Origin of the sequence: Advenella sp. S44 (genome assembly GCF_002810445.1) — a bacterium.
Lineage (GTDB): Bacteria > Pseudomonadota > Gammaproteobacteria > Burkholderiales > Burkholderiaceae_B > Advenella.
This window is the reverse complement of sequence record NZ_NEXS01000003.1, coordinates 1,580,111-1,594,176: the sequence shown is the minus strand read 5'-3', so window position 1 is coordinate 1,594,176 and position 14,066 is coordinate 1,580,111. Positions and strand designations below refer to the sequence as shown.

Annotated in this window: 12 protein-coding genes and 1 pseudogene; 9 read left to right on the top strand and 4 right to left on the bottom strand. The window is 53.0% G+C overall.

Annotated elements, in window-relative coordinates:
- The first annotated feature begins 88 nt into the window (after positions 1-88).
- Both CAP48_RS11395 and CAP48_RS11390 read left to right on the top strand, forming a co-directional pair.
- The gene (locus CAP48_RS11395; RefSeq protein WP_100696558.1) at positions 89-1,072 is read left to right on the top strand and encodes a LysR substrate-binding domain-containing protein; all 984 of its coding nucleotides are present in this window, start codon (positions 89-91) and stop codon (positions 1,070-1,072) included.
- A 106-nt stretch (positions 1,073-1,178) separates the two neighbouring features.
- On the top strand, positions 1,179-2,411 hold the full coding sequence (locus tag CAP48_RS11390) for a CaiB/BaiF CoA-transferase family protein (RefSeq protein WP_100696556.1): 1,233 nt from the start codon (positions 1,179-1,181) through the stop codon (positions 2,409-2,411).
- A 177-nt stretch (positions 2,412-2,588) separates the two neighbouring features.
- On the opposite strand, the pseudogene CAP48_RS20630 reads toward CAP48_RS11390, so the two are convergent.
- A pseudogene (locus tag CAP48_RS20630) lies at positions 2,589-2,839 on the bottom strand (DUF1153 domain-containing protein); the annotation flags it as partial.
- 269 nt (positions 2,840-3,108) lie between these two features.
- On the opposite strand from CAP48_RS20630, the gene CAP48_RS11380 reads away from it, so the two are divergent.
- From CAP48_RS11380 to CAP48_RS11355, 6 genes are all read left to right on the top strand, one after another.
- Positions 3,109-3,897 carry a sterol desaturase family protein gene (locus CAP48_RS11380; protein WP_100696554.1) on the top strand — a complete coding sequence of 263 codons (789 nt, stop codon included), beginning with the start codon at positions 3,109-3,111 and terminating at the stop codon, positions 3,895-3,897.
- Positions 3,894-4,862, top strand: a complete 969-nt coding sequence (locus tag CAP48_RS11375) for a fatty acid desaturase (protein ID WP_100696552.1) — start codon at positions 3,894-3,896, stop codon at positions 4,860-4,862. Before CAP48_RS11380 ends, CAP48_RS11375 begins: the two co-directional genes overlap by 4 nt.
- A gap of 10 nt (positions 4,863-4,872) precedes the next feature.
- Entirely contained in the window at positions 4,873-6,831 is a 1,959-nt protein-coding gene (locus CAP48_RS11370) for a StlD/DarB family beta-ketosynthase (RefSeq protein ID WP_100696810.1), read from the top strand.
- Positions 6,828-7,742, top strand: coding sequence for a hypothetical protein (locus CAP48_RS11365; protein ID WP_100696550.1), 915 nt, complete (start codon positions 6,828-6,830; stop codon positions 7,740-7,742). The genes CAP48_RS11370 and CAP48_RS11365 overlap by 4 nt, the downstream gene beginning before the upstream one ends.
- Positions 7,743-7,816: 74 nt before the next feature.
- Positions 7,817-9,103 carry an arsenic transporter gene (locus CAP48_RS11360; protein WP_100696548.1) on the top strand — a complete coding sequence of 429 codons (1,287 nt, stop codon included), beginning with the start codon at positions 7,817-7,819 and terminating at the stop codon, positions 9,101-9,103.
- Positions 9,104-9,194: 91 nt separating this feature from the next.
- Positions 9,195-10,211: a LacI family DNA-binding transcriptional regulator gene (locus CAP48_RS11355; RefSeq protein ID WP_100696546.1), complete on the top strand. Its 1,017-nt coding sequence runs from the start codon at positions 9,195-9,197 to the stop codon at positions 10,209-10,211.
- A 59-nt stretch (positions 10,212-10,270) separates the two neighbouring features.
- Here the strand turns inward: CAP48_RS11355 and CAP48_RS11350 are convergent, their stop codons facing one another.
- The 3 genes from CAP48_RS11350 to CAP48_RS11340 all read right to left on the bottom strand — a co-directional run bounded on the left by CAP48_RS11350 (position 10,271) and on the right by CAP48_RS11340 (position 12,768).
- Positions 10,271-10,939: an RraA family protein gene (locus CAP48_RS11350; RefSeq protein ID WP_100696544.1), complete on the bottom strand. Its 669-nt coding sequence runs from the start codon at positions 10,937-10,939 to the stop codon at positions 10,271-10,273.
- A 393-nt stretch (positions 10,940-11,332) separates the two neighbouring features.
- Positions 11,333-11,935 (bottom strand): DNA-3-methyladenine glycosylase, encoded by a 603-nt coding sequence (locus CAP48_RS11345; RefSeq protein WP_100696542.1) that lies wholly within the window; start codon positions 11,933-11,935, stop codon positions 11,333-11,335.
- 146 nt (positions 11,936-12,081) lie between these two features.
- On the bottom strand, positions 12,082-12,768 hold the full coding sequence (locus CAP48_RS11340) for a GntR family transcriptional regulator (protein WP_242444409.1): 687 nt from the start codon (positions 12,766-12,768) through the stop codon (positions 12,082-12,084).
- Positions 12,769-12,937: 169 nt separating this feature from the next.
- Between CAP48_RS11340 and CAP48_RS11335 the strand changes: the two genes are divergently transcribed.
- On the top strand, positions 12,938-14,065 hold the full coding sequence (locus CAP48_RS11335; RefSeq protein WP_100696538.1) for a sugar ABC transporter substrate-binding protein: 1,128 nt from the start codon (positions 12,938-12,940) through the stop codon (positions 14,063-14,065).
- Position 14,066: the final 1 nt, after the last annotated feature.

The following is a 14,066-nucleotide window of genomic DNA, read 5'->3' as shown; positions in this document are numbered from 1 at the left end:
GCGTTATGGTTTCGGATAATATGGCATTCAGATTGCGGTATATCTCAAAGCTATAACAGCACGACCGTAGTGCTAATAACGGACCACAATGGAACTCAGACAACTTAGATATTTCATACGAATTGTGGAATTGGGTAGTGTCTCTCGCGCAGCGAAAGATCTTTACATTGCTCAGCCAGCGTTAAGCGCTCAGATCACCAAACTGGAAGAAGAATTAGGCGTCAAAGTGCTGACCCGAAGCGTACGCGGAGTCACTACAACAAAGGCCGGAGAGTCTCTCTATTTGCATGCACAGGCTGTTCTGCGCCAGATCGACAGGTTGCGGCATGATGTTGTTAATATTGGAACCAAACCAGCAGGTCCAGTCTCCATAGGAGTTCCAACCAGTGCAGCAAACGTCCTGGCCGGCCCTCTGATCAGCACAGTCCAGGATCGTTACCCGGATATCCAATTGCGAATAGTTGAAAGTTTGAGCGGGCATCTGCAGGAGTTGGTAACCAACGGTAGAATAGAAATGAGCCTGCTTTTCGAAGCCCCATCAGATAATCATAAGTTTATTAATGGTGACAAAACACAACCATCACATTTGCGCTGGATGCCGCTACTGGAAGAACAACTGTTCTTATTAAGCAAACTGCAGGAGAATGACGCCAATTCGACAACAATCAGCTTTGAGAAAGCATCCAAAGTTGGACTGGTTCTTCCTGGGCAGGCTAACCTGACACGTCAACTGATAGACGATGCATTCAATGCCCAAGGATACAAACTCAATATCGTTGCGGAAATCGATTCACTTTCTACGATTCAATCCATCGTAGAAAGCGGCTATGCCTCTACTATCTTGTCCAAGTCTGCGATGGTAAGTAAAAATAAAGACACCAGCATCCGTGCCAGGTCGATCGAAGGGCGAGGACTCAAGCGAAGGCTGTCACTATGCATATCAGATATTGTCGGATACGGAACCGCTGCAGAATGTGTGGCCGCGCTTATTCCAGAACTTGTCAACAGCTGCATTCTCAGTGGGAACTGGTCCGGCGCAACATCCATTCACGGCCCGCGCGAATTGGTTTAATGACAGATAAGCCATCGCATTTGTATATAGCCCTAGCGCAAAGTCATATTATCTAGCCTTCGGACACACTGCGTAGAATACCTTCATCAAACGAGGAGGCCGTTTTATGCAAAAAATACTTTCAGACACTGTCGTGCTTGACCTGACTCGCTTTTTTTCCGGACCTCAAGCTACGCTGTTGTTAGCCGGACTTGGTGCTGAAGTTATTAAAATTGACGATCCTAAAACAGGTGATCCAACCGCATTTTCACCTCCCTTTGCAGGTCAGCAAGGCGTTTCTTTTTTTCGCCAAACACAAGACGATATGGGCATTGCTTATCTGAAACGTGCCAGAGGTAAAAAGTCAGTCACTCTGGATTTGAAATCGCCCGAAGGAAAACGATTGTTTCTGAAAATGGTCGAGCGTGCAGATGTAGTGATAGATAATTTTAGTGCGGGCGTCGCCAATCGACTGGGCATTGATTACGCAAGCTTGTCTGCAGTAAATCCCAATGTCATTTATTGTTCATTAACGGGCTACGGATCTACCGGTGCAGACCGAAACCTAAAGGCTTATGACCTCATGGTGCAGGCCGGCGTAGGCCTTATGAATCTTACGGGACATGCTGGTTGCGAACCGGTAAAGGCTGGATCGCCATTATCGGACGCTATTTCTGGTGTCTTTGCCGCCTATGGGATTGTCGCGGCATTGTTTCATCGGCAACGTACCGGCCAGGGGCAGTCCATTGATGTCTCTATGGCTGACTGTCTTTTTGCGTTGATGTTCGATGAACCAGTCGACTGCTACACGGAGCTTGGACTTGAGCATAGACAAGGCAACAGGATAATGAGATTTTCTCCGTTCAATTCCTATCGCACGAAGGACGGTTTTATAGCTCTGGGAGCTGTGACCGATTCTGAATGGAAAACACTGCTGCGCGCGATGGCACGCGAAGATCTATCGAATGATGACAATATGATGAATCTGGGATGGCGTATTGCGCATAATTGCGAAGTTGATCAAGTGGTTTCGGAATGGACTCGCACGAGATCAACGGACGAGATTCGCACTCTATTGAATGAGCTAAAAATACCTAATAGCCCGGTACGGACTATTGCAGATGTGATGAATTGGCGGCAACTGTACGATCGAGACATGATACAACCGTTGTGGAATCCCATGACCCAAACTGAGGTCTTGGCAAAGGGACCTGGATATCCGATAAAATTCAGCAATACAAAGGCCATTTACGACTCTCCAGCTCCTCGTCCAGGGGAACATAGCCGCGAAATATTGCAGCGCTTGGTGAACTTATCTGATGAAGAAATCGACCTGCTTGAAGCAAAAAGGATCATTTAGTGAGGACTATTTCTCGGCCCATATCCAATCAGGAGACCAGCACCTGTCCAAACGCGCCGGTGGCAGTCGTGGCCCTGTCGGGGCAAGATAACTGCCAGCCCGGTAGTTACCGGGTGTTGCAGCTGACCTCCAGGACCAAGCTGACCAGATCTGCCACAGATCCGTAAACCAGCGCTCCTTCGCATAGGCTGATCGTAAGCCTAAGATTTGGCGTCCATATTGTTCTGCAATATTCAAAGGTTTGGGCCGCAAAGCGTTCTCCATACCACGTTTGACATCATCTACCCAGTTTCCACCTCGGACGGCGGCACTCATAAGAGCAGCTGGCTTCTGCCACGGTGGTTTTACCGTGAATAATCTCCAATACCAGTGGACTTTTTACGGTTGGTCGTCCAACGTTTGATTTCGTGTTCCATGATCATGCGCATTTGTAAATTTTGGCCTTTTATTCACATGAGCAGTTTCTACGGGATAGTTACATTGCCGCGTTCTACCCGCCGATATCGATCCGCCCAAACGCTTCTTTACGATCGCCGGCTATCGTATATGCCGACGATTTGCCTGCGCATCGTACCAAAATGCCTGAATACCGGCTATCATTGACGCGAAATAAAAATCAAGGCGTTCATGGGCGCTGATTATGCAACCTCAGCAATATCAGCAACGTATAGAGTATTTATAAGCGCTTTCGTACAATATGGGTCAAGTTTTTCAATCACTATCCGCGTCGCACGTGATCCTGTGGGGGCTACTGTTTTTTGGCGGAATTTATGTGCTCTTCGGTGGCATGGCCTGGGTGTTAACCCGACATGTGCTGCCAGCCCTGGGAGTCGGTCAGGTCCTGGACCCCCGGCCGTTAACGGCTGCCCAGCTACGCCACGAATTTGCCTTGTCTGGCTTATCCATCCTTATTTTCGGTGTAGGCATGATATTCCCCTGGGGATTGCTGCAACTGCGCTGGGCCTCTCTGGCGGTTAATCCCTCCGGATGGCAGATTTTCCTTGAAATTTTCGCGCTTGCGATATGGAATGATGTCCATTTCTGGATTAACCATCGACTGTTGCATAGCCGATGGTTGCGAAAGTTTCATTTGCCGCATCATCGCTCTGTCGTCACCACGCCGTTTGCGACCTATAGTTTTCATCCTGTTGAAGCGCTAATGCTGGGCAATGTGATCCTGTTGCCAATGGTGGTGCATGATTTCAGCTTCTGGGCTTTATTTTCTGTACCGCTTTTCAGCCTGTTCTTCAATTGTGTGGGTCATGCCAATTACGATTTCGTCCCGGCTGTCTCGTACACGCATTGGTTTGCTGCAAGTCGCCGTCATCATTTGCACCACGCCTGCTATAACGGCAACTACGGTTTCCAGTTCACATTTATGGATCGACTGTTCGGCACGCGACTGGATGCCGATGCCGCACAGGCTGTCATCAGCCGGGCAACGGAACCCAGGCTGGCCAAGCCCATGGACACAGGTGCAGCATGAAGCCAGTGCATCACAACGCCGACCAGCGGCGCAACGTCCGTCACCCGCGATTCACGCTGCCTCGCCTGAAATATGCCAGGGATTGGCAAAGCCTGCTGTATATGTCGGTGTTTCCGGCAATCGTTGCCTGGCAATGGTTCTATGGTTTTTCTATTGGACTGTATGCCATTCTGCTGTTCCTGACCCTGGGAATCGGTGTTATCCATCACAACCACACTCACCTGCGTATGTGGCACAGCAAGCGTGCAAATCGCATTACCGATCTACTTGTCACGCTGCTGCAGGGACATCCCAGCTGTGTTTTTTATCCTACGCATGTAGCCAATCACCACCGGTATAAGCACGGAGAACTGGACACGGCACGAACCTATCAGTTTTCCGACGGGGATACCAATTGCCTGAGTGGATACTTGCTGCATCCATTCCAGGCAATTGGTGTGCTGTATCCCTGCGTATATCGTTGGCTGGGCAGACTGCATCGCTATCGGCCAGGCGTCTGGCGATATTGTCTCAGACAATATGCGCTCTGGCTGCTGTTGTGGGCAACGCTCTTGAGCATCAACCCGGGCAAAGCCATGCTGTTTGTCATAATTCCACAACTGCATGGATTGCACTGGCTGCTCGCTACCAATTATCTGCAGCACGCTCATGCCGATGGTTCGGCGCAAGGCCGCCGGCCCGACCCGTGTTTCGCGTACGCGCGCAATTTCGCGGACTGGGTCAATCCCCTGCTATTTAACATTGGCCTGCATACTGCGCACCACGAACACTCCCGTGCTCACTGGTCGCAGTTGACCCATTTGCACGCGTCCCGGTATCGTGCCCGAATACACCCGGCCCTGCTCGAACGCGGACTGATGATCTATATGTTGCGCACTTTTATTATGGGTGCCTTCAGCCAGCGCTTTCGCAGTCAATCACTGATGCGCGTCAATGCCGGCCGCCTACCCCCCTTCTCTTTTTGATCGCCTGACTATGCCTATCCAATTTGACCATGTGTTTCTGCAGCAAGCCAGTTGGTTTCTGCCCGGCGAGCCGGTAAACAACGAGCGGGTGGACGACTTCATTGCGCCGCTCAATCGGCTTTCAGGGCGGATCAAGCGCCGCATTCTTGCCGAAAATGGTATTAAACAGCGCTATTACGCAATAGATGCCAACGGCAATACGACTCATACCAATGCCATGCTGGCATCCGGCGCAATTTCCGATTGCCTTCACCAAGCGCAATTGACGCTGTCCGATATTTCGCTGCTTGCCAGTGGCTCCTCTGGCGGCGATGCGCTCATGCCGGGTTTTGCCAATATGATTCAAGGACAATTGGCGGCGCCGCCCATGGAGACGGTCTCTATCCATGGCATTTGTGCCGCCGGGGTTGCCGCTGTTCAGGCTGTCGCCCAGGGGATTGAATCGGGCAACCACGCCCACGGCATCGCGGTGGCCAGTGAGATGCCATCCCGGCTCTTTAAACGTTCACGGTTTGCTGCGCGCGGCTACGATGCCGATTTCGATGCACATTTCCTGCGCTGGATGTTGTCCGACGGCGCTGGTGCCGTGCTGCTGTCGGGCAGCCAGCAGCACGGCAAATCCATCCTGCCTGGCTTGCGCGTCCGGCTCAAATGGATACACCAGCGATCTTTTTCAGGCGATTATCCGGTCTGCATGCAATTGGGGCTGTCTGCCGATCGCCAGCGCGGCCATCTGGACTATCCCTCATGGGCACAGGCAGAAGCCGATGGCGCCCTCGCCTTGCGCCAGGACATCAGGCTGCTACCGCATCTATTCGATATTGGCATTCACGAGTACGTCAAATTGGTGCGCGACAAATGGGTAGATCCGGCTCAGATCCGTCATTTTCTGTGTCACTATTCTTCGGAAAAATTCATGCCGGTGGTCCAAGAGCTGCTGGAGCAGGCGGGCCTTGGGATCGACCGTGAACTCTGGTTCAACAACCTGGCCTGGCGTGGCAATACCGGTGCCGCCTCAATATTGATTATGCTGGCCGAATTCCTGCAAACCAAAACACCGGCTGTCGGTGACCAGATCCTTTGCTATGTACCCGAATCAGGTCGGTTCATGACCGCCTATATGCTGCTGGAAATCGAATCGGCAGACACGCCAAGCGCCAACGGTCAGCCCGCCAAGACCCCTGATCTGGGTTCCCATAACCGCCATTCGGCCGGTGAACAGCAGCACGGGCTGACAGATGTACTGGACGCCGAAGCGATCGCCCCGCCCCACGATCCGGCCCAGGCACCGCAAGGGCTGTCTGCCTTGCTAGGCGAGCTGGCCACCATATGGCATGATTACCGCTCCCGTGTTTGGCGCACGCCTTTGATCGCTGCGCTGCGCGAACGTCGCTTTGACACCCAGGACTATATCAACTGGACTGCCAACTGGATCCCGCAAGTGCGTGAAGGCACCCGATGGATGCGCAAGGCTACCGGTTCGCTGTCTGCGCAATACGCGCCGTTGGCCGATCTGATCAATCTGCATGCCGGCGAAGAACAGAACGACTTCAAGATTCTTTTTGAAGACTATCGCAAGGCGGGCGGAACCGTCACGAACATTGACGCATTGCGTCGAAACCCGGGCGGCGAGGCGCTTAACGCCTATTTGCACGGACTGGCGGCTACCGCCGACCCCATTGGATTGCTGGGCGCTATCTATATCATTGAAGGCACTGGTCAGCGAATTGTTCCCGCGCTGCTGCCACTGCTTCGGGCGTGCCTGCCACTGCCGGCAGACGCCTTCCGGTTTCTGGAGTACCACGGGCACAACGACGAACACCATCTGCAACGCTGGCTAGTGGCCTGCACCCTTGCCCTCGATTGCGACAATCGCGGCCGCGCCGAGCGCCAGATCGTCGATACGGCGCGGCGTACGGCAGCGTTGTATCTTATGCAATTTCATCATGTCAAAGAGTACGAATCGTGACGAACCGCAAGCCTGATTTTCTGAAAAACCGGCATAACCCCGAGGATCCTAACCCGTGGCTGGCCTCTTATCTGGATCAAAGCACGCCGCTGCCCAATGACGTCAAGCAGGCCTGGCTGGAGGACTCCAGTTCTAGTTCTCGCCAGTATCTGCTGCCCTTTTTGCGGCCACTGGCACGCTTGTGCATTATCCTGATTCAGGTCGTAAAAACGTTTTTGCCAAGGCGCTGGGCTCAGTCCAGTCTGCTGCACCGCATCTTGGTGTGGGGGCTCAAGCGCTTTGTGTCGCCACAGGCCAACTGGCTGATACTGCGGCATTTTCATCTGGGCTCCCAGATTCTGGCTTTTATTGCAGCAAACTCGCCAGCGCCGATCGCCACAAGTGCGCTGGAGCCCGTCACTATTGATGACTTGAGGGATCACCTCTTCGTCAAACATGATATCAATCTCTACAACTTCGTGATTGGCCTGAACCAGGCTTTGCAAGACTCGGGCCAGCGCCTGGGTCCGGCGTCCGATCCGGATTTTTCCATGTTGCACGAACCTACCGTCCGGTTACAGGACATGCCGCGAGGGCGGAGCAATTTGCTGGATTTGCAAAGCGCCATTGAACTGTTTACCCCGCTCTACCAGTTGTTATTGACCGACAATGACTTCTGGCGCGCCGCCAACTCACTGCAACTGGATGAGACAATCGGCATTTATGCCGCTCAAATCCTGCAGGCGCCCGAACATCTGATGCTGGTCAATAATCACCATCCACTGGTGCCATTATCCACCCTGCGGGCCGGGCACCGGCTCGTGTTGCACGGCCTGTCGTCGGAAATGCTGCATTGTCTGTTGCTTCAGAAAAAGCATGAGCATGAAGCGAAAATGACAGGGGCCGCTGGACGGGAGTCCATGCGCAACTGAACACATCATCCGAATTTATCCCGAATTTTCCGTGGTCCGCATCGTCGTACAGGATCCATTTATGAGTCGTCAAGATGTTGATTGCAATTGTTATTTTTGTCTTTACCATGGTGCTGGTCATCTGGCAACCGAGAGGACTGGGGGTTGGCTGGAGTGCCATGCTGGGCGCCGCTCTGGCATTGATGACAGGAACGGTCCATGTTTCTGACATCCCCGTAGTATGGTCGATTATCTGGAACGCGACTGCAGCGTTTATCGCCATTATTATTATCAGTCTGCTACTGGATGAAGCCGGATTTTTCGAGTGGGCAGCGCTGCATATTGCACGGTGGGGCAGAGAACGCGGACGCTTACTATTTTGTCTAGTCATCTTGCTTGGCGCAGCGGTCTCGGCTTTGTTCGCCAATGACGGAGCGGCGCTTATTCTTACTCCGATTGTCATGGCGATGCTCGCAGCCCTGGGCTTTGGCCCCGCAGCAACCCTTGCCTTTGTGATGGCAGCCGGCTTTATTGCCGATACGGCCAGTCTGCCGCTGATCGTGTCGAACCTGGTCAATATCGTCTCGGCAGATTATTTCGACATCAGCTTTGCCCGTTATGCGCAGGTTATGGTTCCGGTTAATCTTGTGTCGGTCGCCGCCACCCTGCTGGTGCTGGCCTGGTATTTTCGCACAGATATTCCGACTGCCTACAATAGCGCGGCCCTCAAACCCCCGGCTTCGGCGATTGCTGATCGATTGACTTTTTTTACGGGCTGGCTGGTGTTGATCCTGCTGCTTGTCGGCTTCTTTCTGCTTGAAGATGCCGGTATTCCAGTCAGTGTGATAGCGGCGGCCGGCGCAGCGGTCCTGTGGATCGTCGCCGGACGTGGCCAGATCATTAGCACGCGCAAGGTACTGCGCGATGCGCCGTGGTCAATTGTGTTTTTCTCACTGGGCATGTACCTGGTTGTCTATGGCCTGCGCAATGCGGGTCTGACCGGATATATTACGCAAATACTTGACCGGCTTGCCGATAACGGTATCTGGGCCGCAGCGATGGGGACCGGCGTAATTACTGCCTTGCTCTCCTCGATCATGAACAATCTACCTACCGTGCTTATCGGCGCCTTGTCCATTGAAGCCAGCCAGGCAACCGGTCTGGTTCGTGAAGCCATGATCTACGCCAATGTCATCGGTAGCGACCTTGGCCCGAAAATTACGCCAGTGGGCAGCCTGGCCACCCTGCTATGGCTGCACGTACTCGCACGCAAAGGTGTCAGGATCACCTGGGGTTATTATTTCCGGGTCGGGATTGTTTTGACGTTACCTGTTTTGCTGCTCACCCTTGCCGCCTTGGTATTGCGCTTGCAATTAGGATAATGCCGGCCAGATCAGCTGCAGTAAAAGGGTTTTGGTGCGGCGTCCATGTGTCCGGTAGGCTATAATTTTTGATCCCGATCTCGAGTACATCATGAAGCCCATCACACTTAGAACGGTTGCGCAACAGGCCAAGGTTTCCATTGCCACGGTTTCGAAGGTCGTCAATGGTATAAACAAAGGCATTTCTCCCGAAACCGTGTTGCGGGTGCAGCAGACGATTGAGCAATTGAATTATCGTCCAAATCGCAGTGCCCGGCAGCTGCGAGCGCAGCGCAATTACATCGTGGGAATGGCGATTGTCGATGACTCCCCTGCTTTTCTTACCGATCCCTACATCACGCACCTGGTTGCGGGCCTGTCAAATTTTCTGGGCACCCAAAATTATGGTTTGCTCCTGCATGGGATAACGCCTGACAATGTCGAACAGTCATTTCTGCTGAAAGAGTCAGTGGTTGATGCCATCTGTCTGCTGCTGTCGGGACCCGCTGTCCGGCGTGGGCGCTATCTCGATCTGGTGCAGGCTAGCGGACACCCCATAGTGGCCTTTCAGGAGAAACCCAGGCAATCGCCCGCTGATGCCTGCTTTGTCAATCAGGACGATCAAGGCGGTGCAGAAACATTAGCTAAAAGAATTGTCCAGCGTCAGCCGCGGCACGCATTCATTCTAAGGCCGCAACTGCAATGGCATGCCATCGAGGCTCGTATCAAAGGACTACGCAAAATACTCGAGAAACACCATTGTAATTACCAGATTATTTCAAGTGACGAGAACCAGCGTCAGTCCATCCAGCAGGCGCTGGATGCCGCCGTCAATGCCCATGGGGTTCCCGATGTCGTTATCGGCACCAATGATCGCCTGGCATATGTTGCCTACCGGCATCTGACAGACCAGGGCTACCGCGTGCCGCAGGATATCGGCATCACAGGCTTTAATGCATTTGACACCGAGGGCTCGCTGACCCCTGTGCTCGAGTCGATGCGCTCGCCTGCCTATGCACTGGGCGAGGCCGGCGGCAAGGCGCTGCTTACCCGACTGGATACGGGCCGTTTTGAAACCAGGACCGTTGCGCTTCCCGTCACGCCAGTGGATGGCACTACATTGACCTGATCACACCATATACATTGGCGGTATTGCTGGCTCATGGTTCAAGACTGGCTTGAACGAACCTACAGCACCCCATACTTCTCATAGACATCCCGCAGCAGCAAACCATTGGCGAGCTCCTCACGCGTGTGGTTCTCATTTTGCACTTTCTGCAAAGCTTGTTCGATAACCTGCGCAGCAATCTCAATAGGTATCACGATGACACCGTCGGCGTCGCCGAAAATAAGATCATGGCAGCGCACCAGAACCCCGCCGCACTCGATCGGCAAATCGTAATGCATCATTTTGCCCCGACCCTGTGAATCCAGCGGTCCGATACCACCATGAAACACCGGAAAATCCAGCTTGCGGATATAACGGATGTCTCTGACCAGACCATCCGTCACGCAGCCCACTGCTCCACGGTGTTGCGATGCCGTGCTCAGCAGTTCGCCCCAGGGTGCGATACGTGTGGTCGGGCCGTCGCAGCCCAAGACCACCACATCATCCGGTTTCAGATCGTCTATCAGCGCAATTTCATGCTCATAAGGATTTTCCCCCGGTGTAACAGAAAAGGTATTCATAAAATAGCCGGTGCGAGCGCGACCAAACAGCGTGCACGCTTCCGACAATGGGCGTACAAATGGCAACATGGCCTGGTTCCGGTAGCCCATGCCATCCAGGACGTCCGATAGCACAGCGGTATACAGATCGTTTTTCAAATTTTCAAAATCAAACTGCGGCTGGTTCATTGTGGACCTCGACGAAGGTTGCTGCGTGGTGCAGTCTTAACGCATTGGTGGGATCGCCGGATGCGCCGGTTCAATGGAATCTACTGATCGGCACATTCTGGTTAAACGTTTAACTATATTAGTGTGTTTAAATTACGCTCGTCAATATAGGGACTTTCCCGAGGAGCGACTAACGGCAAAGTGTCGTTGCCAATTCCGGACGTGGTGGGGCGGAGAACGCCTGCTGCAAATTTGATGATTACTTTAAGGTGTCAGGCCGATGCCAGGGTTCACTCAATGTCCGCGCTGGATTTTGTCTATATTTGGTCCCCTGCTCTATCCATATGCGGTCCGGCGTTCTGCCCGTGCACCGTGCCGTGTTCTGTCGATTCGCCGTTCCGACACGGCTTACGCTTACTTGGCCAGCGCCCACAAATAAAGCGATGCGGTGCTGCCATAAGGTGAATAGCGCCGCCGATACCGTTCGAAGCGCTCGCGCGGCAGTTCTTTGTGATTGTACAGGCGCATGATGCCTCGCTGAATCGCCAGATCGCCCCAACTTAAGACGTCGGGACGGCCAAGTGAAAAAATCATCAGCATCTCTGCCGTCCAGACGCCAATTCCCTTTAACGCTGTCAGGGTCTGCACCACCTGGGCGTCATCCATGGCCGCCATGGCGGACAAATTCAGTTTTCCAGTGCGAACAGCCTCGGCCACGCCAAGCATGTATTGCACTTTCCTCATGCTGGTGCCGCAACGCTGCAGACTTTCGGCATTAGCCGCCAGCAATGCGTCGGCATCAAGTCGGCCACCGCACAATTGTAATATGCGTGCATTGACGGTGCGGGCCGCCGCTGTTGATATTTGCTGCTCGATAATGCATTTGATCAGCGCGGCAAATAAATCGGGATTGGTATTGCGCTCGATCAATCCGATTCTTTCGATTGCCTCGGCCATGCGCTTGTCACGCTTGCTGAGCCAGCTGATTTCAGTGTCTCCGTATTGGAATATGGACATGTGTTGCTCCGGTTGGCATCGCAAATTGTAGACGTCTGCCGCGCCCTGGGCAACCGCTCACTTGAAAGCTACCCTTTTCGTACCGAACCGCGCGGCCGCAATGATGGCGTCAGATTCAACTGACAGCAGAGAAAAAATTTCGATTGCTATCCCGGCGAAAGAACGTGTTTTTGCATGATCAGTTCACTGGCACTCATCAAGTCTGCAACGAGTGCAGCGCAGGCCAGCTCAGGCTGCTTCATTTTTATCGCCTGCACCATATTTTTATGGTGAATATGCGCTTGGCGGTTGCTCAAGCTTTCAGAGTTGACGGCAAGATCGTAATTGAGAACCGGTCCGATCTGCAACCATAGCGCCTTGATCATGTCGAACAGAATCGGCATGTTGGCGGCGCCGTATACGCAAAAATGCAAATTTTTATTCAGCCTGACTGCCGCTTTTCCATTGGGCTGCGGACAATTTCTGACCACCTCAAATTGTATTTGGATATCCTGCATCCGGTTCAGTTGTCTCTGGCTACGGTTCAACGCGGCCCGCGCCGTTGCCAGCCCTTCCAGTTCTATGCGGATGGTGCGCAACTCAAGAAAGCGACTAACCGTCATCAACGGTACGCGGATAGCACGGTTCGGGAGAATTTCAAGCGCCCTGTCTGCGACCAGCCTGCCTACGGCTTCACGCACCGGCATGGCACTGGTTCCTAGCGTGTCCGCCAGGCCGCGCAAACTGAACATATCTCCAGGGATAAGCTGGCCTGAAATCAGCAGCGAACTGAGCTCCGTGTACACCCGATCCGACAGCTTGCTGCGATCCACTTTCTTCAATTTATGGCTCATTTCCATCATTAAAAAACTTCCCCGGCAAATGTTGACAGTATTGCAAATCTCATGCTAACGTCCGATCATAGTGTGATCACAGATCATACAATAGCCTGATAATAATGGGCAAATCAGAGAAAAAATAATATTCGTTCAATTTGAAGTTGGATCTTACCGGAGACATAAGATGCAAACCAAATCTTTACTACTGGCATCGTTGCTGGCGTTGACAATGGGCCCTCTGAGCGCGGTCACTCACGCACAGACGGCAGAAAAGCACAAAATTTACTTGAGCATGAGTTTCATCGGAAATGACTGGCAAGCCGAAGCGGCCAATATGGTCAAAGCGATGGCCAAAACCCCGGAACTGGCGGACAAAATCGACCTGCAGGTTCAGGTGTCCGGGGAAAATGCACAAAAACAGATTCAGCAGATTAATGCCATGGTGCAGGCCGGCGCCAAAGCCATCGTCGTGTTTCCAATCTCTCCCACTGCACTGAACCGTGTCATCAAGAATGCGTGCAATAAAGGAGTCAAAGTTTTTGCCTACGACGGCGAAGTTACCGAGCCGTGCGCGCACAATGTGGCTATCGACCAGCACGAGGCCGGACGAGTGACTGCAGAATGGCTGGCTAAGAAAATGAATTACAAAGGTAACGTCGTTATGCTAACGGGTGTGCCGGGCACATCGGTGGACAAATATCGAACCGAGGCCGCCAAGGAAGTTTTTGCCAAGCATCCTGAAATGAAGATTGTGGCAGAGACGCCGGGCATGTGGAACCAGGCCGTAGCCCGAACCGAGCTGTCAAAAATCGTCGCCGTCAGAAACTGGGACCAGATAGACGGACTTTGGCTTCAAGTGGGCTGCTATACGGCCAACTCCATGCAACTGGAAGCGGGCAAGGACGCCAAGGATCTGCTGCCATGTGCCGGTGAGGGCTCCAACGGCGGTCGCGTGCAGATGCTCCCGCCAGACACACAACTGGATGGCGCTACCGGCAGCTATCGTCCTCTTGGCGCGCCCAGGATTTCCTATGCATCTCCGCCCTACTCAGGCGCGTTGGCGCTGAAGCTGGCGGTGCAAGCCATCGAGGGCAAGACGTTTCCGCAAAAAATCACATTGCCCTTACCGCAAGTGACCAACGAAACGATCAAATTGTGTAAGGACGGCAGTTGGAAAGACCTGAAGGACGGATGTAACGTTTTTTCTCCCACAGTGGTCAGCAAACCGGGCTGGTTTGCCTCAATCTATTCCGAGCAAACCGAAGGACTGGGTATTAACGCAGCTCTCAAGTCGGAGCCTGACGTCCAATAAA